The sequence below is a fragment of the Phreatobacter sp. GW821-FHT04C01 genome, assembly GCF_059420385.1.
The window spans coordinates 148,713-168,411 of the sequence record NZ_JBWKTP010000007.1 but is presented as its reverse complement, the minus strand read 5'-3'; the positions used below and the strand labels follow the sequence as shown (position 1 = coordinate 168,411).

General features: G+C 68.1%; 14 protein-coding genes. 3 read left to right on the top strand and 11 right to left on the bottom strand.

The features are described from left to right. Positions 1-208: 208 nt before the first annotated feature. From AC07WJ_RS24785 to AC07WJ_RS24775, 3 genes are read right to left on the bottom strand one after another with little or no spacing between them, the layout of a single operon-like run. Positions 209-430: a hypothetical protein gene (locus tag AC07WJ_RS24785; RefSeq protein ID WP_494937342.1), complete on the bottom strand. Its 222-nt coding sequence runs from the start codon at positions 428-430 to the stop codon at positions 209-211. Further along, positions 427-2,109, bottom strand: a complete 1,683-nt coding sequence (locus AC07WJ_RS24780) for an FAD-dependent monooxygenase (protein ID WP_494937341.1) — start codon at positions 2,107-2,109, stop codon at positions 427-429. The genes AC07WJ_RS24785 and AC07WJ_RS24780 overlap by 4 nt, the downstream gene beginning before the upstream one ends. A 45-nt stretch (positions 2,110-2,154) precedes the next feature. After that, complete coding sequence (locus AC07WJ_RS24775) at positions 2,155-3,180, bottom strand: histone deacetylase family protein (protein ID WP_494937340.1); 1,026 nt, start codon at positions 3,178-3,180, stop codon at positions 2,155-2,157. A 162-nt stretch (positions 3,181-3,342) separates the two neighbouring features. Between AC07WJ_RS24775 and AC07WJ_RS24770 the strand changes: the two genes are divergently transcribed. From AC07WJ_RS24770 to AC07WJ_RS24760, 3 genes are all read left to right on the top strand, one after another. Then, entirely contained in the window at positions 3,343-4,626 is a 1,284-nt protein-coding gene (locus AC07WJ_RS24770) for an ArgE/DapE family deacylase (RefSeq protein WP_494937339.1), read from the top strand. Between the two features lie 66 nt (positions 4,627-4,692). Next, positions 4,693-5,976: an ArgE/DapE family deacylase gene (locus AC07WJ_RS24765; RefSeq protein ID WP_494937338.1), complete on the top strand. Its 1,284-nt coding sequence runs from the start codon at positions 4,693-4,695 to the stop codon at positions 5,974-5,976. Positions 5,977-6,090: 114 nt separating this feature from the next. Then, positions 6,091-7,392, top strand: a complete 1,302-nt coding sequence (locus AC07WJ_RS24760; RefSeq protein ID WP_494937337.1) for an amidase — start codon at positions 6,091-6,093, stop codon at positions 7,390-7,392. A 362-nt stretch (positions 7,393-7,754) separates the two neighbouring features. Here AC07WJ_RS24760 and AC07WJ_RS24755 read toward each other — a convergent pair whose 3' ends face one another. From AC07WJ_RS24755 to AC07WJ_RS24720, 8 genes are all read right to left on the bottom strand, one after another. Next, positions 7,755-9,455 carry a methyl-accepting chemotaxis protein gene (locus AC07WJ_RS24755; protein WP_494937336.1) on the bottom strand — a complete coding sequence of 567 codons (1,701 nt, stop codon included), beginning with the start codon at positions 9,453-9,455 and terminating at the stop codon, positions 7,755-7,757. 171 nt (positions 9,456-9,626) lie between these two features. Further along, positions 9,627-11,546, bottom strand: a complete 1,920-nt coding sequence (locus tag AC07WJ_RS24750) for an aminopeptidase P family protein (RefSeq protein ID WP_494937542.1) — start codon at positions 11,544-11,546, stop codon at positions 9,627-9,629. After that, positions 11,536-12,939: an FAD-dependent oxidoreductase gene (locus AC07WJ_RS24745; RefSeq protein WP_494937335.1), complete on the bottom strand. Its 1,404-nt coding sequence runs from the start codon at positions 12,937-12,939 to the stop codon at positions 11,536-11,538. Before AC07WJ_RS24745 ends, AC07WJ_RS24750 begins: the two co-directional genes overlap by 11 nt. A 107-nt stretch (positions 12,940-13,046) precedes the next feature. Beyond that, positions 13,047-13,643 carry a cysteine hydrolase family protein gene (locus AC07WJ_RS24740; protein WP_494937334.1) on the bottom strand — a complete coding sequence of 199 codons (597 nt, stop codon included), beginning with the start codon at positions 13,641-13,643 and terminating at the stop codon, positions 13,047-13,049. Continuing rightward, positions 13,643-15,703: a hydantoinase/oxoprolinase family protein gene (locus AC07WJ_RS24735; RefSeq protein ID WP_494937333.1), complete on the bottom strand. Its 2,061-nt coding sequence runs from the start codon at positions 15,701-15,703 to the stop codon at positions 13,643-13,645. Before AC07WJ_RS24735 ends, AC07WJ_RS24740 begins: the two co-directional genes overlap by 1 nt. After that, on the bottom strand, positions 15,700-17,403 hold the full coding sequence (locus AC07WJ_RS24730; protein ID WP_494937332.1) for a hydantoinase B/oxoprolinase family protein: 1,704 nt from the start codon (positions 17,401-17,403) through the stop codon (positions 15,700-15,702). Before AC07WJ_RS24730 ends, AC07WJ_RS24735 begins: the two co-directional genes overlap by 4 nt. Continuing rightward, a complete protein-coding gene (locus tag AC07WJ_RS24725; RefSeq protein ID WP_494937331.1) occupies positions 17,400-18,284 on the bottom strand; it encodes an isocitrate lyase/PEP mutase family protein in 885 nt (294 codons plus the stop codon). The genes AC07WJ_RS24730 and AC07WJ_RS24725 overlap by 4 nt, the downstream gene beginning before the upstream one ends. After that, positions 18,284-19,699, bottom strand: coding sequence for an MmgE/PrpD family protein (locus AC07WJ_RS24720; protein WP_494937330.1), 1,416 nt, complete (start codon positions 19,697-19,699; stop codon positions 18,284-18,286). Before AC07WJ_RS24720 ends, AC07WJ_RS24725 begins: the two co-directional genes overlap by 1 nt.

Below are 19,699 nucleotides of genomic sequence, written 5' to 3'. Positions count from 1 at the left end.
GGCTTGCGGTCAGCTCACTGCATCGTCTTGCCCGGGCTTGTCCCGGGCATTCACGACTTGTTCCCGCGTCGCCGAGGACCGGGATTGATCCAATCTCCGCGACCAGCTCGGCTGAATTCGTGGATGCCCGGCACAAACCCGGGCAAGACGGAAGGGGTGGTGGGGCGGCGGAAGCCGGACACACCCACCCATCCAGCAGTCCCGATCCTCAGGAAGCCCGTTCGGCCGCCGATGCCACGAGGTCCTTTCCCGCCACCGCGAGGCAATCGGCGAAGTCCAGCCCCTCGCCGGCGCGCTGCGCCATCACCATGACCAGCTTGGTCAGGAACAGCGCTTCATTGGCCTCGCCGGCCCGGTCTATGGCTTCGGCCAACTGCTCATAGACGGTTTCGAGCCTCGCGAAAGGCAGAGGCGCAGGCTTGGACGTCATGGCGCCGTTCTCCCGAGGCAGGCCGACAAGGTCGCGATAATCTCGGCCGGCACGGCGTCACGCCAGCGGCCGGCGACATGAAGGTCGGGGCGCAGCAAATAGACCGTGCCCGGCCGTGCGCCATAACGGGCAAAGACCGCGCCGTCCGGATCGGCGATCGCGCCACCCTGCCCGTCCGGAGTGATGATCACGGCCCTGAAGCGCCGATCGAGGCGCGCCAGGGCATCAAGGCAATCGGCCATGGCGGCGCTCACGGAACCATCGGCAAAGACCAGCGCGATGAAACCGTCGCCGGCCAGGTCGAGCAGGAAACCGCCGGCCGCCAGTTTGACGTTCACCCCGGCCGCGCCGCTCGCCGGTCCGCCGGCAAAGGTGTGATCGTGCCCGGCAAACGGTGTCAGCGGGCTGTCGGCGTAGGTATAGGGCGCCATCTGGCGCGGATCGGCGAAGGCCCGCGCGAAATCCTGGCTGAGCGCCAGCGACAGCACGGCTTCGCGCACCAGTTTCCAGCCGCGGGTCGGCGGCGTCATGAAACGGGTGCTCTTGGTCGCATTGGCAAAGACGTCGAGGGTGGCGCCGCGTCGTTCCGGCGAATAGCTGTCGAGCAGCGCCGCGCCGGCCTCGCCGTTCAGCACATAGGCCAGTTTCCAGCCGATATTCTCGGCATCTGCAAAGCCGTTGTTCAAGCCGCGCACGCCGAAGATCGGCACGATATGGGCGCTGTCGCCAACGAAGATCACGCGTCCATGGCGGTAATCGTCGAGGCAGAGCGTGTTGGCGGAATAGACGCTCCACCATTCCAGCGCCCAGTCGCCCTGGTGGCCGATATCGGCGAGGATGGCGCCGACCCGCGCGCGGATCGTCTCCTCGCGCATGGCCAGTTCCTCGCTCTCGCCGTCCTTCAGCTGATAGTCGACGCGCCAGATCCGGTCGGGCTGCTTGTGGACCAGCACCGTGCCGCCAGGATTGGAGGCGGGTTCGAAAAAGGCGCGCCGTTCGGTCGGATAGTCGTGGTCCATCTGGACGTCGGCGATGACATAGCGGCCTTCGTAATTCGCGCCCGCGAGCCTGAGGCCCAGGCTGCCGCGGATCGTGCTGCGCGCGCCATCGGCGGCCAGCACATAATCGGCGGCGAGCCGATAGGCGCCATGGGGCGAGGTGACATCCAGCGTCACGCCATCGGCACGGGCCTCGATATCGGTAACGGCACTCTCCCAGCGCAGCTCGATCAGGTCGCTCCGCGCCACCGCCGCATGCAGGAACTGCTCGATATATTGCTGTTCGAGATTGTACATGGGCATGTACTTCTCATGCGCGCCATGCGGCATCTCGAAGCTGTAGATCTCGCGGCCGCGATAGAAGCTGCGGCCGCGGGTCCAGCCGAGCGACTTCTCCAGGAAGGGCGCCACCGCACCGACCCGGTCGAGGATCTGGAAACTCTGCCTAGCGATGCAGATCGCCCGGCTGCCATCGTTGAAGGTGTTCTTGGCGTCGAGCAGCAGGCTCCTGACACCATAGCGGGCCAGCGTCAGGGCAGCCGTCATGCCGATCGGGCCGGCGCCGACGATGACCACCGGATGACGCCTGGATTGCCCGGCAAGCTCCGGAGCCGGCTTCGTTTCGAAGACCGGGTAGTCGAAATAAAGCGATTCGAGTGGTCCCCGGCCCTTCGGTCTCATGGCTTCCCCGGCTTCGTGGCGTCCCCGGTCTCGTGCGATCCCCGATCAGGCGGCCGCCTCGAAGCCCCCCAGCACGGCCGCCAGATTGGGCCCGAGATTGTCGGAGAGATAGCCCCCTTCCTGGACGAACAGCGTCGGCAGGCCCATTCGGGCGATCGCCTCGCCGGCCCGGCGGAAGCCCTCGGCCGTCACCTTGGCGCCGCCGAACGGGTCGTCGGCCGAGGCATCGAGGCCCAGCGCCACGACGAGCATGCCTGGATCGAAGGCGGCGATGGTGCGGGCCGATTGTTCGATCGCACCGACATAAGCCGTGTCGTTGGCGCCCAGCGCCACGGGAATGTTCAGGTTGAAGCCTTCGCCGGCGCCCTCGCCGCGCTCATGGGCATAACCCCAGAAGAACGGATAGAAGCGGTTCGGATCGGCATGAACGGAGACGGTGAGCACGTCCGGCCGGTCGTAGAAGATCGCCTGGGTGCCGTTGCCGTGGTGAATGTCGATGTCGAGCACGGCGACCCGGTCGTGCACCGAGCGCAGATATTGCGCGACGACGGCGGTGTTGTTGATGAAGCAATGACCGCCGGCCATGTCGCGATAGGCGTGGTGTCCCGGCGGCCGGCAGAGCGCATAGGCGGCACGCTCGCCCTCGATGACGAATTCCGCCGCGGTGACGGCCACGTCGGTCGCCGAGGAGGCGGCGATCCAGGTTTCCGGCCCGATGCCGCAGGCCATGTCCTGCATGTACCAGCCGGCCCGGCCGGTGAGCGATTGCGGCATGGTGCCGCCGCGCCGGACCGGATGGACATTGCCAAGCACCTCGTCGGAGGCATCGACCAATTGCTTCCATTCGGCCGCCGCCTCTTCGAGGAAGCGCAGGTAATCGACCGAGTGAACGCCGAGCCGCGGGCCCTGGCCGAAGATCTCAGCCGGGTGGAGCTCGTGCCGGCCGGCCTGCAATCCGGCGGTCAGCCGGTCGGCACGTTCGGGCCGCTCCTCGCCCTGGGCGAATTTGCCGCGCAGGACGAAACGCTTGGGATCGTGGCCACGGTGCAGATCGGTGAAGACGGCTTTCATCGGCGATATCCCGGCGAATTCTGGAATCTGTGAGGTCTGGCCGGCGACCAAACACGCTCGGGGCGAGCCTCGCAAGGGCCGATGTGCGGAGCAAGGCTGCGTCATCCGCGCTTGTTCGCGGCTGCCCCGCCGCTAGGCTCGCCGCCGAATGGAGCCCGCCTCATGCCGCTTGATGATGCCCTTGCCGCCAAGATCCTGAAAGCCGTCGACGACAATTTCGAGCGCCAGATGGACTTCACCAAGGCTCTGGTGCGCTTCGCCTCGCTGCGCGGCGCGGAAACCCCGTGCCAGGATTTCGTCTTCGCCGAGATGGAAAAGCGTGGTTGGGCCATGGACCGTTTCGCCATGGACGAGGACGCGATCAAGCGTCATCCCGGCGGTTCGCCGTTCTCGCCCGAGCACTCCAAGGCGCCCATCGTCGTCGGCATCCACCGGCCCCGCGCCGAGACCGGCCGCAGCCTGATCCTGCAGAGCCATGTCGACGTCGTGCCCGCAGGCCCGGACGCGATGTGGTCCAGGCCCGCCTTCGAGCCGCATATCGAGGGCGATTGGTTTTATGGCCGCGGCGGCGCCGACATGAAGGCCGGCCATGCCGCCATGTTCGCGGTGTTCGACGCGCTCGGGAGCATCGGCCTGCAGCCGGCGGCGACCGTCACCGTGCAGTCGGTGGTCGAAGAGGAAGCGACCGGCAACGGCGCGCTGCAATGCCATTTGCGCGGCTATCGCGCCGAGGCCGTGCTGATCCCCGAGCCGGAAGAGGAAAAGATCATTCGCGCCAATGCCGGCGTGCTGTGGTTCCGGGTCGAGGTCGCCGGCCTGCCCGTCCATGTCAGCCATGCCGGCTCCGGCCAGAACGCCATCGAAGCCGCCTTCGGCCTGATCGGCGCGCTGCGCGGGCTGGAAGCACAATGGAACGCCAAGAAAGGCGAGCACCCGCTGTTCGCCCGGGACCCGCACCCGATCAACCTGAATATCGGCAAGATCGAAGGCGGCGACTGGGCCTCCTCGGTGCCGGCCTGGTGCACCTTCGACTGCCGCATCGCGATCTATCCGGGTGAGCGGCCAGAGGCCATGCAGAAGGCCGTGGAGGCGACCATCGCCGGCGCCTCGCTGAACGACCGCTTCCTGTCCAACAACCCGCCCAAGGTGGTCTGGAACGGCTTCACCACGGAAGGCTATGTGCTGGAACCCGGCTCGGACGCCGAGGCGGTGCTGGCGCGCGCGCATCAGACCGCCACCGGCAAGCCGCTCGAGGAGCTGGTGACGCCGGCCTATCTCGATACCCGGGTCTATGCGCTCTACGACAAGGTGCCGGCGCTCTGCTACGGCCCGATCTCGGAAAACATTCACGGCTTCGACGAGCGCTTCTCGGTCGCCAGCATGAGACGCGTCACCCGCTCCATGGCGCTGTTCGTCGCCGAATGGTGCGGCGTCGAGCCGATCTGACCATCGTCGCGCGGGTTCTGTGCCGCGTTCCCCTCATTCCCTTTGCCGAACTGCCCGGAGCTTTTCATGCCGCTCGATGCCGCGCTCGCCGACAAGATCCTGAAAGCCGTCGACGACAATTTCGCCGACCAGCTCGAACTGACCAAGGCGCTGGTGCGCTTTCCCTCGCGGCGCGGCGAGGAGAATGCGGTGCAGGACTTCATCTTCCGCGAGATGAAGACGCGCGGCTGGGCGATGGACCGTTTCGCGATGGACGAGGAGGCGATCAAGCGCCACCCGGGCGGCTCGCCCTTCTCGCCCGAGCATTCCAAGGCCCCGATCGTCGTCGGCATCCACCGGCCGAAACAGGAGACCGGCCGCAGCCTGATCATGCAGGGCCATATCGACGTGGTGCCGGAAGGCCCGACCAAGATGTGGACGAGCCCGCCCTATGAGCCGCGCATCGACGGCGACTGGTTCTATGGCCGCGGCGCCGGCGACATGAAGGCCGGCCATGCCTCGATGTTCGCGGTGTTCGACGCCTTGAAGCGGACCGGGCTGCAGCCGGCCTCCACCGTCACCGTGCAGTCGGTGGTGGAGGAGGAATCGACCGGCAACGGCGCGCTCCAGTGCCACCTGCAGGGCTACAAGGGCGAAGCGGTGATCATCCCCGAGCCGTCGGGCGAGAAGGTGACGCGCACCAATGTCGGCGTCGTCTGGTTCCAGATCGACGTCGCCGGCTTCCCCGTCCATGTGCGCGAGGCCGGCAATGGCCAGAATGCGATCGAAGCGGCCTTCGGCATCATCCGGAAGCTGCGCGAGCTCGAAGCCTTCTGGAACACCAAGGTCGGCGACTTCCCTCTGTTCAAGGACACGCCGCATCCGATCAATCTGAATATCGGCAAGATCAAGGGCGGCGACTGGGCCTCCTCGGTGCCGGCCTGGTGCACCTTCGATTGCCGCATCGCGATTTTCCCGGGGGAAAAGCCCGAGCAGATGATGCGCGCCATCGAGGATGCCGTTGCCAAGGCGACCCGCGAGGACCGGTTCCTGGCCAACAATCCGCCGCGCATTACCTGGAACGGTTTCACCACGGAAGGCTACGTGCTGGAACCCGGCTCGGAAGCCGAAGCCGTGCTCGGCCGGGCGCATCAAAGAGTGAATGGCGCGCCGCTCACCGCCCAGGTGCTGCCGGCCTATCTCGACGGCCGCGTCTATGCGCTGTTCGACAAGATCCCGACGCTCAATTACGGCCCCTATTGCGAGCTGGCGCACGGCTTCGACGAACGCTTCAGCATTGCCAGCCTGAAGCGCTCGACCGGCACCATGGCGCTGTTCGTCGCCGAATGGTGCGGGGTCGAGGCGATCTGACAGCCAAGATCCATTGGCGAAATCCCGAGGCCCGGCCGCAAGCCGGGTCTCGTTTCGTCAACTTGACCGCCGCCGGTCCCTCCCCGACAGTCCGTCACCCCATGGAGAATCCCGATGTCCACAGCCGTACGTGACGCCCTCGAAGCCTCGCTTGCCCGTATCGATGACCCGAACTCGGACGGCCGCGTCACCTACACCAAGGTCTATACCGAGCGGGCTCGCGCCGAGGCGGACGCGGCCGATGCGCGCGCCAAGGCCGGGGTCTGCCTGTCGCCGCTCGACGGCTGGGTCATCTCGGTGAAGGATCTGTTCGATGTCGCCGGCGAGACCACCACGGCGGGCTCGTCGATCCTGCGCAACCGGCCGGCGGCCAAGAGCGATGCTCCCGTCATCGCCCGGCTCAGGCAGGCCGGCGCGGTCATCGTCGGCAAGACCAATATGAGCGAATTCGCCTTTTCCGGCATCGGCATCAATCCGCATTTCGGCACGCCCGGCAATGCCGCCGACAAGAGCCGGGTGCCCGGCGGCTCGTCGTCCGGCGCCGGTGTCTCGGTCGCCGAAGGCACGGCGCGGATGGCGCTCGGCTCGGATACCGGCGGCTCGATCCGCATTCCCGCCGCGCTCAATGGCTGCGTCGGTTTCAAGCCGACCGCCAACCGGATCCCCAAGACCGGCGCCTTCCCGCTGTCCTATGCGCTCGACTCGATCGGGCCGCTGGCCCGCAACATCGCCGACTGCGCCGCGACCGACGCGGTGCTGGCCGGCGAGGAGCCCTGGGCGCTGGAGCCGGCGCCGGTCTCCGGCCTGCGGCTCGGCGTGCCGCGCGGCCGGCTGTTCGGCCAGACCGAACCCGAGGTCGAGAAGGCCTTCGAAGCCTCGGTGGCCAAGCTCGCCAAGGCCGGCGCGCGCATTACCGACGTGTCGATCGAGGACCTCCTGCAGGAACTCACCGACGCCATGGCCAAAGCACCCTTCGTGGCGATCGAGGCCTCCGCCGTCCATGCAGAATGGCTGGAGGAGCGGGCCCGCGACTTCGATCCGCGCGTGCTCGCCCGCATTCGCATCGGCGCCAAGGCAACCGCTTCCGACTATATTCGCCTGATCAACAAGCGGACCGAGCTGATCCGGCGCATGCGCGACCGGCTCGCCGATATCGACGCGCTGATCCTGCCGACCACGCCGATCCGGGCGCCGAAGATCTTCGACCTGATCGCCTCCGACGACCAGTTCTGGGCCGCCAACGGCCTGGTGCTGCGCAACACCACGGTCGGCAATATCTTCGACTTCTGCGGCGTCTCCATCCCCTGCCCGCAGGTGAAGGGCCTGCCGGTCGGCTTCATGATGACCGCGCTCGCCGGCCAGGACCGGCGCATGCTGCGCATGGCGGCGGGCGTGGAAGTGCTGTTCCAGGGGTAAGGGGGCGAATAGAAGGGCGGCGAGTGCGGATCGAGCGACACCCACGCGCCAGTTGACGGCCTCCGAAGTTCGCTATGCGTGCAATGGCACCTGCAAACCAACCCTCTCCCATAGGGAGAGGGTGGCGCCGTCAGGCGCCGGGTGAGGGGCGTAACCTCTCAGGACTGCAGCCGACGCTCGCGCCGCATGCCGCCCTCTCTGGAGATGGACGACCCCTCACCCCGCCGCTGACGCGGCCACCCTCTCCCTCTGGGAGAGGGTTCGTTGAAGCGCGCGCAATCCTGACCCGTCTCCAATCCCATGAAAAAAGCCCGCCGCGGCAATGCCGGGCGGGCTTTCAGCTTGTCGGCCGCGGAGCGAACTTACGCCGCCTTGACGGCGCCGAGGAACGTGCCCACCGCGTCGCGCAGGGCGGTGACATCGCTGTCGAGGCCGGTCGCCACCTGGTTCAGCGACTGGACGGCCGAGCCGACCGCGCCGATGCGCTCGGATACCGTACCGATCGCCTGGCCGGCCTCCTGAGCGACGGCCGCCGCGCTTTCGACGCTGACGCCGATCTCGCGGGTTGCCATGGCCTGCTGGTCGATCGCGCTGGAGATCGCCTCGCTGGCGTTGCGCATCTTCACCACCGTGTCGGAAATGCCGGTCATGGACGACACGGTGCGGCCAGTCGCCTGCTGGATGGCCGAGACCTGGCCGGCAATGTCTTCGGTGGCGCGCGCCGTCTGCGACGCCAATTGCTTGACCTCGCTCGCGACCACCGCGAAGCCCCTGCCCGCCTCACCCGCGCGCGCCGCCTCGATCGTGGCATTGAGCGCCAGCAGATTGGTCTGTTCGGCGATGGCGCGAATGAGCTGCACCACTTCGCCGATCTTCTCCGCCGTCGACGCAAGGCCGCCGACGTCGCCGGAAGCGGATTCGACCGCCCGGGTCGCTTCCGCCGATACGTTGAGCGCTTCCTCGGTCTGCCGGCGGATCTCGACGATCGCAGCGTTGAGCTCCTCGGTCGCGCCGGCGATGCCGGTGACGCGGCTGAGCGTCTCCTCGGTCGCCGCCACCGTCTCGCGGGCACCGGTCTCGGCTGCCTCGCCGGAGGCGGACGCGGTGCCGGACGCTTCGCCGACGGCGCGGGCGCGCGATGCGACATGCTCGACCACTTCGCCGATGGCCGCATCGAAGGTACGGATCGCCAGTTCGACGCGGGTCCGACGCTCGATATCGCCGGCGACCCGGGCGTCCTCGCTGGCGCGCATTTCGGCGCGCTCGGCGAGGCTTGCCGCAAGGCTGTCGACGGCCCGCGCCATCAGACCGACCTCGTCCTGGCGGGCGGCGTGCCGCAAGGGGGCGACCGGCTTGTCCTCGGCCAGCGCATTGATGGCGTCAGCCACCTCGCGGACCGGCTTCAGCAGGCGCGACAGCACGATGAAGACGCCGGCGGCCGCGACCAGGGTGAGAATGGCGAGCGCGGCGAGGACGCTGTTGCGCATGCCGGCGGCCAGCGCCTCGGCCTCGGCCTTGCTGACGCCGGCGGCAACCGCCCCGACCACCTTGCCGTCCTGACCGACGAGCGGCAAATAACGGGCGATCCGGTTGATGCCGGCGAGGAAGATGTAATCCGTGACGACTTCGCCCCGGCCAATGCCCTGGGCGATGCGGGCCGACGCCGGAATGCGGGTGCCGACCGAACGCTGCCCCTGTTCGGTCTTGACCGAGCTCGAATAGCGAATGAGATCGCCATTGGCGGGATCGACGCGGAAAATGGTCGCGGTGTCGACCGCGTGATCGACAATGGTGTGATCGCCTTCCTTGGGCAGTCCGGGCAGCTTGATGCGCAGCAGCGCGCCGGCCGCGTTGCGCTCGATCGCCGCCCCGGCGACACCGAGTTCCAGCGCCTTCGCGTTGGATATCATGCGCTCGTTCAGCTGGCTCTCGACGATGGCATCCATCCGGGTGCCGATCTCCGCGACCGTGTACCAGGCGGCGCCGGCGGCGACGACCGTGATCAGCAACGCCGCAAGCGCGGAAACTTTGGCCGCGAGCGGCAGACGATTCAGAAGGCGCATAGGGTCCCCAATGGTTTCAGCCCAGTGGGGACGATCAGCGAACAGCCTTAACAAAATATTGGCAAAATCCGCTTCAAGCAGGAAAAAGACAACAAAACAAATATGATACGGGACCGCGGCCGGTTGCTCCGGCCGAACGCGGCAGCTTGGCCCTGGTTACACGCTCGGCCGTCACAATGGCTTGGTCATCCGGACGAGCCAGGCGAGCGCGGCGCCGTCGAGCTGGCGCGCCAGCGCCTTGGCCACGCGGGCATGATAGGCGTCGATCCAGGCCCGCTCCGTGGCGTCGAGCAGTCCGATATCGATGGCGCGCCGGTCGATCGGGCACAGCGTGATCGTCTCGAATTCCAGGAAGCCCTCGGCCGCCGCCTCGCGCACCACCAGCAGGTTCTCGATACGGATGCCGTGGGAGCCGGTCTTGTAATAGCCGGGCTCGTTGGACAGGATCATGCCGGGGTCGAGCGGCACCTGGCTGAGCGGCGAGATGCGGGCGGGCCCCTCGTGGACGCCGAGATAGCTGCCGACGCCATGGCCGGTGCCATGGTCGAAATCGAGCCCGTTGGCCCAGAGATGACGTCGCGCGAATGCGTCGATGGCGATGCCGCCGGTGCCCTTGGGAAAGCGCGCCGTGGCCACCGCGATATGGCCCTTCAGCACCAGGGTGAAATGCCGCTTCAGCTCACGTGGCACCCGGCCGACCGGAATGGTGCGGGTGATGTCGGTGGTGCCGTCGCCATATTGGCCGCCGGAATCGAGCAGGAAAAACGTACCCGTCTCGACCGGCCGGGCGGTCGCCTCGGTCGCCCGGTAATGCACGATGGCGCCGTTCGGGCCGGAACCGGCAATGGTGGTGAAGCTCGACCCCCGATACATCGGGTCCTCGCCACGGGTCTCCTCGAGCTTGGCCATCACCTGCAATTCGCTCAGGCCCAGCGCCTCGGCGTCGAACCAGGCGAGGAAACGCACCATGGCGGCGCCGTCCCGGACATGGGCCTTTCGCGTGCCGGCGAGTTCCGCGGGGTTCTTGCGCGCCTTGGGCAGGACAGTCGGATCGGGCCCCCGGACGACCTTGGCGCCGGCCTGTTCGAGCTGCGCCTTGATCCAGGCGGTGGCGGTGTCCGGCTCGATCGAGACGGTCTCGCCCGCCAGATCCTTCAGGCCGTCGGCAAAGGCCTCGATCGGGCGGATGGTGACGCCATTGCCGAGATGATGAGCAAGGCCCGCGGTGAGCTTGCGCTGGTCGACGAACCAGGTGGCGTGGCCATCGGCGGCAAGCACCAGGAAGCTCTGCACCAGCGGCGTCGAGGGCGTGTCGCCGCCCCGGACATTGAGGAGCCAGGCGATCGAATCGAGCTGATTCAGCACCGTTGCCCTGGCGCCGCGCCGGGCGATTTCCTCGCCGAGGCGGGCGCGCTTGTCGGCGCTCTCTTCGCCGGCGAAAGCCAGCGGATGGGCGTGAACCGAGGCGAAGGGGTCGCCCGGCTGGTCGGCCCAGAGCTGGTCGATCGGATTGTCGTCGAGCGCCACCAGTTCGGCGCCGGCCTTGGCCAGCGCATCGCGCCAGCGCTCGGCCTCGCTCACCGGCGTGACGCGCGGGTCGTAACCGACGCGGTCGCCGGCCTTGACCTTGCCGGCGAGCCATTCGATCGCCGGCGGCTTCTTGAAATGGCGGCATGCGATGACGCTGGCATCGGTCTCGGCGGGCGCCTGCAAGGTGTAGCGCCCGTCGACGAACAGGGCGGCCTCCTTGCGCAGGACGACGACGAAACCGGCCGAGCCGGTGAAGCCGGTCAGCCATTTCAGCCGCTCGGCGCGCGCCACGATATATTCGCCCTGGTGCTCGTCGGCCCGCGGCACCAAGAAGGCGGCGAGCTTCAGCTTGGCCAGCAGCTTCTGCAACGCCGGAATGCGTTTGGCGTCGCGCTCGAACGACGGTTCCGGCGCCTCGGCCAGCATGGCCCTCAACTGGAAGCGCTGTTCGACGGTCGCCTGCGGACAGGCCGCCGCCATCCACTCATCGGGATGGGCGCTGGCGGGCGTCGCCTTGACGCGGGCGAGGATCGGGCGAAGCCCCTCGATATCAACTGGCATCAAGAACCTGTCTGGCCGCCTCGGCCCCCGCAATGCGTCCGAGGACGACGGCGGTCACGAGGCCATTGCCGGAAAGATAGCCTGACGAATGCGGACCTGACACCCCCACCGCCGCGCCCCCTGCCGCGAAAAGATTGGGCAGCACCGATCCGTCGGGCCGGCGGACGCGCGCGTGATCATCGACCCGAAGCCCGCCCTGGGTATGGAACAGCGCACCGGTCACGCGCACCGCGCGGTAAGGCGGCTCGAGTTGCGGCGAGCCAGACCAGTCGCGTCCTGAGAAATCGATTCCGCCATTCCGCTTGAGCTCCGAGACCGATTCGAGAGTCGCGCGAATCGCTTGCGGGGAGATCTTCATGGCGTGGGCGAGCGCTTCCGGCGTTTCGGCCGCGACGATGGCGCCCTGGGCTTCGGCCCGCCTGAAGTCGTCGAACTGGCCGGCAATCCCGGCGATGCGTCCGTCGAAAATGTCCCAGGCGATGCCGCCGGGCTGGCCGAGCACGGCGACGCCGGCTTCCGAATAGCCCTGGGCCTCGTTCCAGAACCGTTTGCCCGCGGCATTGACCTGGAAGCCGCCCTCCATGATCACCGCCCAGGAGATCAGGATGCCGTGCGGATGGGCCACCGAGCCATGGCCCTGATGGCCGGTCATGTGTTTCAGCCCGGCGCCCAGCGCCTCGCCCCAAAGGACCGCATCGCCCTGGTTGCCGGCATGGCCGAAATAGAGCGCATGTTCCAGCTCCGGGATATGGGTTGCGACCAGGGCCTTGTTGCCGCCATAGCCGTTGCAGGCGAGCACCACCGTCCCGGCGCCGATCCGCTCGGTCGCGCCATCCGGCCGGGTCAGCTCCAGGCCGCGCACCGTGCCGTCGGCCGCGGCGACCAGCGCCGTGACATGGGCGCCGGTCATGATCGCCACGCCGGCTTGCTCGGCGGCCGCGCGCAGCCGGTCGATCAGCTCGGCGCCCGAGCGCGAGGCGAGCCCGTGCATGCGCCGGGCGGAATGGCCGGGATAGGAGAAGTCGTCAATGACGGTGAAGGCGAGGCCATGGCGGTCGCAGAGCCAGTCGACGGCCGGCCCCGCCCCTTCCGTCGCGAGCTTCAGCACCGTGGGATCGGCCTCGCCATGGGCCTTGGCCTGGATATCCCTTGCGAAGCGTTCGACGCTGTCGGCGATGCCGGAGGCAAGCTGCGCTTTGGTCGCCGGCGCCGGAATCAGGCCGGCGGAGAGCGATGTCGAGCCTTGCGGCAGCGGGTCGCGTTCGAACACGACGGGGTCGATACCGGTTTCGGCCGCGGCCAGCGCCGCGCAAAGGCCCGCGGCGCCACCGCCGATAATGGCGAGGGGAATGGTGGTGTCGAAAGGCAGGTCATCGACGAGCACGCGGGACATGGGAGTTCTCGCTCCGCCAGATAACCCTCTCCCTATGGGAGAGGGTTGGTCGCGCGCGTCTCGCCGCATGCCCCATTCGCTATTCGCCATTCGCCTTCCCCCGGCCCTCACCCACCGATCTCCGCCATCAGCTCCGCCACGGTGGCGATCCGTGCCACCGGCTTCAGCCCCGCGATCGCCTCGGCATGGATATGGGGCGAAAAAGCCGCGCAGCCATCCTCGATGACCGTCACCTCGAAATCACGGACATGGGCGTCACGCACCGTCGAGGCGACGCCGCCATTGGTGACGATGCCCGAGACCAGGAGATGCTCCACGCCCGCCTTTTTCAGCACCCATTCGAGCCTGGACATGTAGAACGCGGAAAAGGCGACCTTCTCGACCTGGATGTCGGCCGGCCTGAGATCGTCGACCAGGTCGTGGCCCCAGGCGCCGGGCAGGAAATCGCCCTTGGCGAGGAAAGGCCGGAGCTTTTTCAGATGCGCCGAGATGAAGGGCTCGCCGCCCTTGCCCGGCACCAGAGTGAAATGGGTCGAGATGATCCATCCGCCATGGGCGCGGACACGGTCGACCAGCGGCTTCACCCGGGCCGGCACCGCCGCGATGGCCTCGGCCGATTGTCCCGCCCGGCCATAGGCGCCGTCCGGATGAATGAAGTCGTTCTGCAGGTCGCAGAGGAGCAGCGCCGTCGACGCAAGGTTCATCAGCCGCGCTCCACGATCAGATTGCCGAGCTGGTCGACCCGGCCGCGCTGGCCCGGCGGCACCACGGTGGTGGCGTCGGGCTGCTCGAGAATGGCCGGGCCCTCGACGACGGCGCCGACCGGCAGGTCGAGCCGCGACCAGATCGCCGTGTCGCGCCAGCCGCCGAACCAGACCTTGCGCTCGCCGATGCGCGCCTTGGCGACCGAGGCGTCCGGCCCCGGCGCCAGGGCGCCGAGGTCGATCTGCGGACGCCGGCCGATCGCGGCGGTGCGCAGGTTGACGATGCGCACGCCCAGCCCCGGCAGCAGCCGCGAGAAGGCCCGGGAATAGGCGGTCTCGAAGGCCCTGGCGGTGATCTCGCCGGTAATGCCGGTCCGCCCGTCGGCGAGCGTCACCGGCAGCGGCACGGCCACCGTGTGGGTCTGGCCGAGATAGTGCATGTCGAGCTCGAAGGTGACGTCGATGCGCTCGACGCTGAGGCCGGCGGCCGCGACCACGGCACGCGCCGCCTCGCCCTCGCGGACCATGCGCCGGTCGAGCGTCTCGGCGTCCAGCCCGTCGAGCGCCAGGTTCAAAGTCTGCACCTGGTCGTGCCTGATATCGGCGATGACGCAGCCCATGGCCGAGGTGACGCCCGGAAAGCGCGGCACCAGCGCCGCCTTCAGACCGATATCGGCGATCAGCGCGCCGGCATGCAACGCGCCGCCGCCGCCGAACGGCACCAGGGCGAACTTGGCCGGATCATGCCCGCGTTCGATCGAAACCAGCCGGATGGCGCCGGCCATGCGGGCATCGGCGACGCGAATGATCGCCTCGGCGGCCTCGTGCGGACCAAGCCCGAGGGGGTCGCCGACATGCCGGCGGATCGCGTCGGCCGCCGCCTCGACGTCGAGGCGCCGGAGCACGCCGCCGATCGGCCGCTCGGCGTTGATCCGGCCGAGCACGACATTGGCGTCGGTCAGCGTCGGCCGGTCATTGCCCTGGCCATAGGCGACCGGGCCCGGCCGCGACCCCGCGCTTTCCGGACCGACCTCCAGCAGGCCGCCCTTGTCGACATGGGCAATGGAGCCGCCGCCGGCGCCGATAGTGGTGATCTCGATCATGGGATTGCGGATCACCATGCCGAAATCGATGGTCGTCTGGGCGGCGAGCGCCGCCTCGCCGCCCGCGATCAGCGAGACGTCGAAGGAAGTGCCGCCGAGGTCGCCGGTGATCACGTCGGGATAACCGGCGGCTCCGGCGATCGCGGCGGCCGCGATGACACCGGCGGCCGGTCCGGACAGCGCGGTGCGCACCGGCAGCCGGCGCGCGGTCGCCGTCGACATGACGCCGCCATTGGACTGGACGATGTGGAACGGCCCGCCGAACCGCTCGCCGGCGAGCGCCGCCTCCAGCTTGGCGAGATAGGAGCCGACCACCGGCTGCAAATAGGCGTTGAGCGCGGTGGTCGAGGCGCGCTCGAATTCGCGGATTTCCGGCAGGATTTCCGATGATACCGAGACGTGCTCGTTCGGCCAGACGGCGCGTGCCGCCGCAGCCGCCGCCCGTTCATTGGCTGGATTGGCGTAGGAATTGATAAAGATGATGGCGAGCGCCACGACGCCCTTGGCGACCAGCGCCTCGGCCGCCAGGCGCACCTCTTCGGGATCGACCGCATGGCGGATGGTGCCGTCGGCGAGGGTGCGCTCGGCAACCTCGACGCGCACGTCGCGGTCGGCGATCGGGGTGAAGTCGCCCCACAGACCCCAGGTATTGCGGCGGTCGCGCCGGCGCATTTCGAGCGCGTCGCGAAAGCCCGGCGTGGTGATGACCCCGACCCGCGCGCCCTTGCGCTCGAGCAGCGCATTGGTGCCGACCGTCGTGCCATGGACGATCGAGCCGAGGCCTTCGAGCGCCCCGAAGGTCCTGAGGCCTTCGAGGAAGCCGACCGCCTCGTCGCCGCGGTTCGACGGCACCTTGCCGGTCAGGAACGTACCCTTGGCCTCGTCCATGAAGAACAGGTCGGTGAAGGTTCCGCCGACATCGACGCCGACGAGCTTGTTGCCGCTGCCGCCGGTCATGACGCCGCTCCCGGCAGATCGCAGGAACCCGAGGCATAATGCTCGTCGAGATGGGCCGGCGTCACATATTCGAAGATGATGTCGCGGGCGATCGCCTGCGGATCGCGCCGCGCCGGATCGCCGAAGCCGCCGCCGCCCGGCGTCTCCAGCCTGACACGATGGCCCCGCTTCAGTTTCACGCCGGTGATCTTGGAGGCCATGGGCGGCACATGAGTGCCGCCGTCATCGGTCCAGGAGAAGCGGTTGAGCGCCGCCTCCGAACCGCCATTGACGCCGAATGGCGCATAGCGGCCGCGCTCGCCGAGCAGGAAGACCTCGGCGCCCGGCGTGTCCAGGAGCTCGATCTCATAGACCGCGCCAAGCCCGCCACGGTGCTCGCCGGCGCCGGCCGAATCCGGGCGCAGCGCCCATTGGGTGAACATCACGGGATAGGCGGCCTCCAGGATCTCGACGGGAGGAATGGTGGCGGTCGAGATCGGATTGTTGGCGTGGCTCAGGCCGTCGCTTTCCGGATTGCCACCGAGGCCGCCGCCGAAGAAGGAAAACATCACCCAGCGCGCGCCATTGGCGCGATGGCCGGCGATCGACAGGGCGTTGATCGTGCCGAACGGACCAGCGGTGGCCCGCTCGGGCACGGCCACCGCGAGCGCGCCGAAGACCACGCCGATCAGGCGCAGGATCGTCTCGGTATAACCGGCCATGGGCTTGGGCGCGCGGGCGCCGAGCAAGGTCGTGTCGGGGATGACGAAGCCGATCGGCCGGAGGCAGCCAGCATTGGCCGGCACCTCGGTGAAGACATGTTTCAAGGCGACGTAGCAGGCGGCGACCGTGGTCGCCGTCGAGATGTTGATCGGCCCCTGGCAAGGCGGCGACGAGCGCGAGAAATCGAGCGTCATCGTGTCGCCCGAGATCGTCAGGTCGAGCGCCACGGTCAGCTTTTCGTCGGTGATGCCGTCATTGTCGAGATAGTCCTCGAAGGCGTAGCGCCCGTCGGGCAGCGCGCTGATCGCCTCGCGCATCAAGGCCTCCGCCCGGTCGGAAAAGGCGGCGAAGGCCTGGTCGACGATCGTATCGCCATAGTCGTCGAGCAACTGGCCGAGCCGCCTCTCGCCGAGATCGAGCGCGTTGAGCTGGCCGTTGAGATCGCCCCAGTTGGAATGCGGCAGGCGCGAATTGGCGGCCAGGATATCGACGATGTCCTGGCGCAGCTCGCCCTTGGCGACCAGCTTGACCACCGGGATCAGCACGCCCTCCTGGAAGCTCTCGGTGGCGACCGGATTGTAGCCGCCGGGCACATTGCCGCCGATATCGAGCCAATGGCCGGCCGAGGCGAGCCAGCAGAACAGCCGCCCGTCGCGAAAGATCGGCCGGACCAGGCGGAAATCGTTGAGATGGGTACCGCCCACATATTGGTCGTTGAAGATGAAGGTGTCGCCGGCGGAGAGACCGCCTTGCAGCTTCACCTTGTCGATCACCGCCTTGACCGCGAAGGCCATGGCGCCGACGAAGATCGGCAGGCCCTTGGTGCCCTGCACCAGGGTGTCGCCGGTGTCGCGGTGATAGAGCCCGTGGCAGGCGTCGCGGGCCTCGGCGATGATCGGATTGAAGGCCGAGCGGTAGAGCGTCGCGTCCATTTCGTCGGCGATCTGCTCGAGCCGCCCCTTCAGGACGGCCAGGGTGACCGGGTCGAGCGCACTCACGACCCGCCCCCCGCCGCATCATATTTGCGGCCTTGCTCCAGCAGCTCGGTGGTGCCGACGATTTCGGCCAGCTCGTCGAAGGAATACATCTGATCGCGAATGGCGTCCGAGGTGCCGTCCGCCTTCAGCGTATCGTAAAACGACCGCGCGGTCCTGGCCATGGCGCGCACCACACCGGCGGAAAACACCACGAGGTCGTAACCCATGGCCTCCAGCTCGCGCACCGGGGTCATCGGCGTGCGCCCGCCCTCGACCATATTGGCCATCAGCGGACGCTTGCCGCCGAGCGCCTTCGGCACCGCCGCCAGTTCCTCGGTGGTGCGCGGCGCTTCCACGAAAATGATGTCGGCGCCGGCCTCGGCATAACGCTCGGCCCGTTCGAAGGCGCGCTCGAAGCCCTCGACGGCGCCGGCATCGGTCCGGCCGATGACCAGCATGCCGTTGATGCGGGCATCCACCGCGGCCTTGATCTTGCCGACCATTTCCTCGACCGGCACCACGTCCTTGCCGCGCAGATGGCCGCAGCGCTTGGGGAAGGTCTGGTCCTCGATCTGGATGGCGGCGGCACCCGCCCGCTCGAAGAAGCGCATGGTGCGTTGCACCGTGATGGCATTGCCGAAACCGGTATCGCCATCGACGATCAGGGGCACGTCGACCTTGTCGGCGATACGGGCGATGACCTCGGTCACCTCCGTCATGGTGGTCAATCCGACATCGGCCATGCCGAGCCGTGAATAGGCGATGCCGGCGCCGGTGAGGTAGAGCGCCTCGAAGCCGGCATTGACCGCCAGCACCGCGGTCAGGGGATCGATGACGCCGGGCGCCACCAGGACGGGACGTTGCTGGAGGCGCGCGCGCAGGATCTGGGCCGTGTTTTGCATCAGGCGTCTCCGGATATGTGCAGAAGCGCCAGGAGGCGCTGCGGGTCGAAATCGGTGTCGAGCGCCTTGACCGCGGCGATCACGCGTTTGGCCTTGGCCTCGCCCCAGAGCGGGCTGGTAATGTCGACGAACTTGGCTTCCACCTCATCCGCCGCATAGGGATCTTCGGTATCGCCCTTGTTGGTGATCGCGGTCGCCGTCAGTTCCCGCCCGTCGGCGAGCCTGAGCGTGACCCGTGCCGGACGCGCCGCCGGCAGCATGGCGGTCAAAGCCGGATCCTCGTCGACCCGGACCCGGCTCGCCAGCGCCCTGGTGACCTTGTCGGCGCGCGCCGCGTCGCGGAACGCCTCGATCGAGGCGCGACCGTGAACCAGGGTGGTGGCGAGCGCGAAGGGCAGCGAGAACTTCGCCGCCAGCATGGTCCTGGGTTCGGGATCGTCGAGCTGGGCGGCCCAGACATAGGTCGCGACGTCGACGCCGAGCACGGCCTGCGGATCGACCTTGCCGCCGGCCTGCTTGACGATGTCGGCGAGCGCGTCGAGCGCCGCATGGGTGTAGCGGCAGGCGGCGTGGCGCTTGAAATAATTGCGCGCGATCTCGTAGCGTTCGCCGAGCTCGTCGGTCATCGCCGCGGGCCGGAAATCGCCGGCCGCCACCGTGCCGTAGACGGTGGCGACGCCGTCGCGCTCGCCACCGAAACCGGCGGCCACCATTTCCCAGGCGAGCAGGCCGAGCTTGTTGGACAAGCCGGCAAAGGAATTCCTGACGGTCGCGCCCTCCAGCATGGTCTTGCGGCTGGTGGTCAGCCCCAGCGACGAGGCGACGTTGATGGTTTCGATCATGGCCTCGGGATCGGCCTCGTGCAGCCTGGCGACGGCGACCGCCGCGCCGACCGTGCCCCAGGTGCCGTGCGGGTGCATGGCGACATTGAGCTTGCATGCTATGCCGATGCGCGCGCCGATCTCATAACCGAGCACGACCGCGGTGATCAGTTCCTCGCCGGAACAGCCCATGCGCGCGGCGGCGATCAGGGCCGCCGGCACGACATGAATGCCGGGATGGCCGCGGGCATATTGGTTGCCCTCGTCGAGTTCGAGCATGGTGCCGGCGGTGCCGCCGAGAAAGGCCGCGTTGGAGGCCGACAGCCGCTTCGAACTGCCGATCACCTGGGAGGAGCCGATGCCGTCGAGCGCGCCGAGCCGCATGACGAGCGCCTGCATTTCAGGTTCCGCCATGCCCGCCGCGATCGCGCCGATGCAATCGAAGATCACCTGCTTGGTCCTGGCCACGACCGGCGTCGGCAGGTCGTGAAAGGTCAGGTTGGCGGCGAACCGCCCCCATTCGGCGAGCCATTGCGAACGCGGCTCGGCCGCGAGTTCGGTGGCGGTCTTCACACCAGGCGTGACGATGCTCAT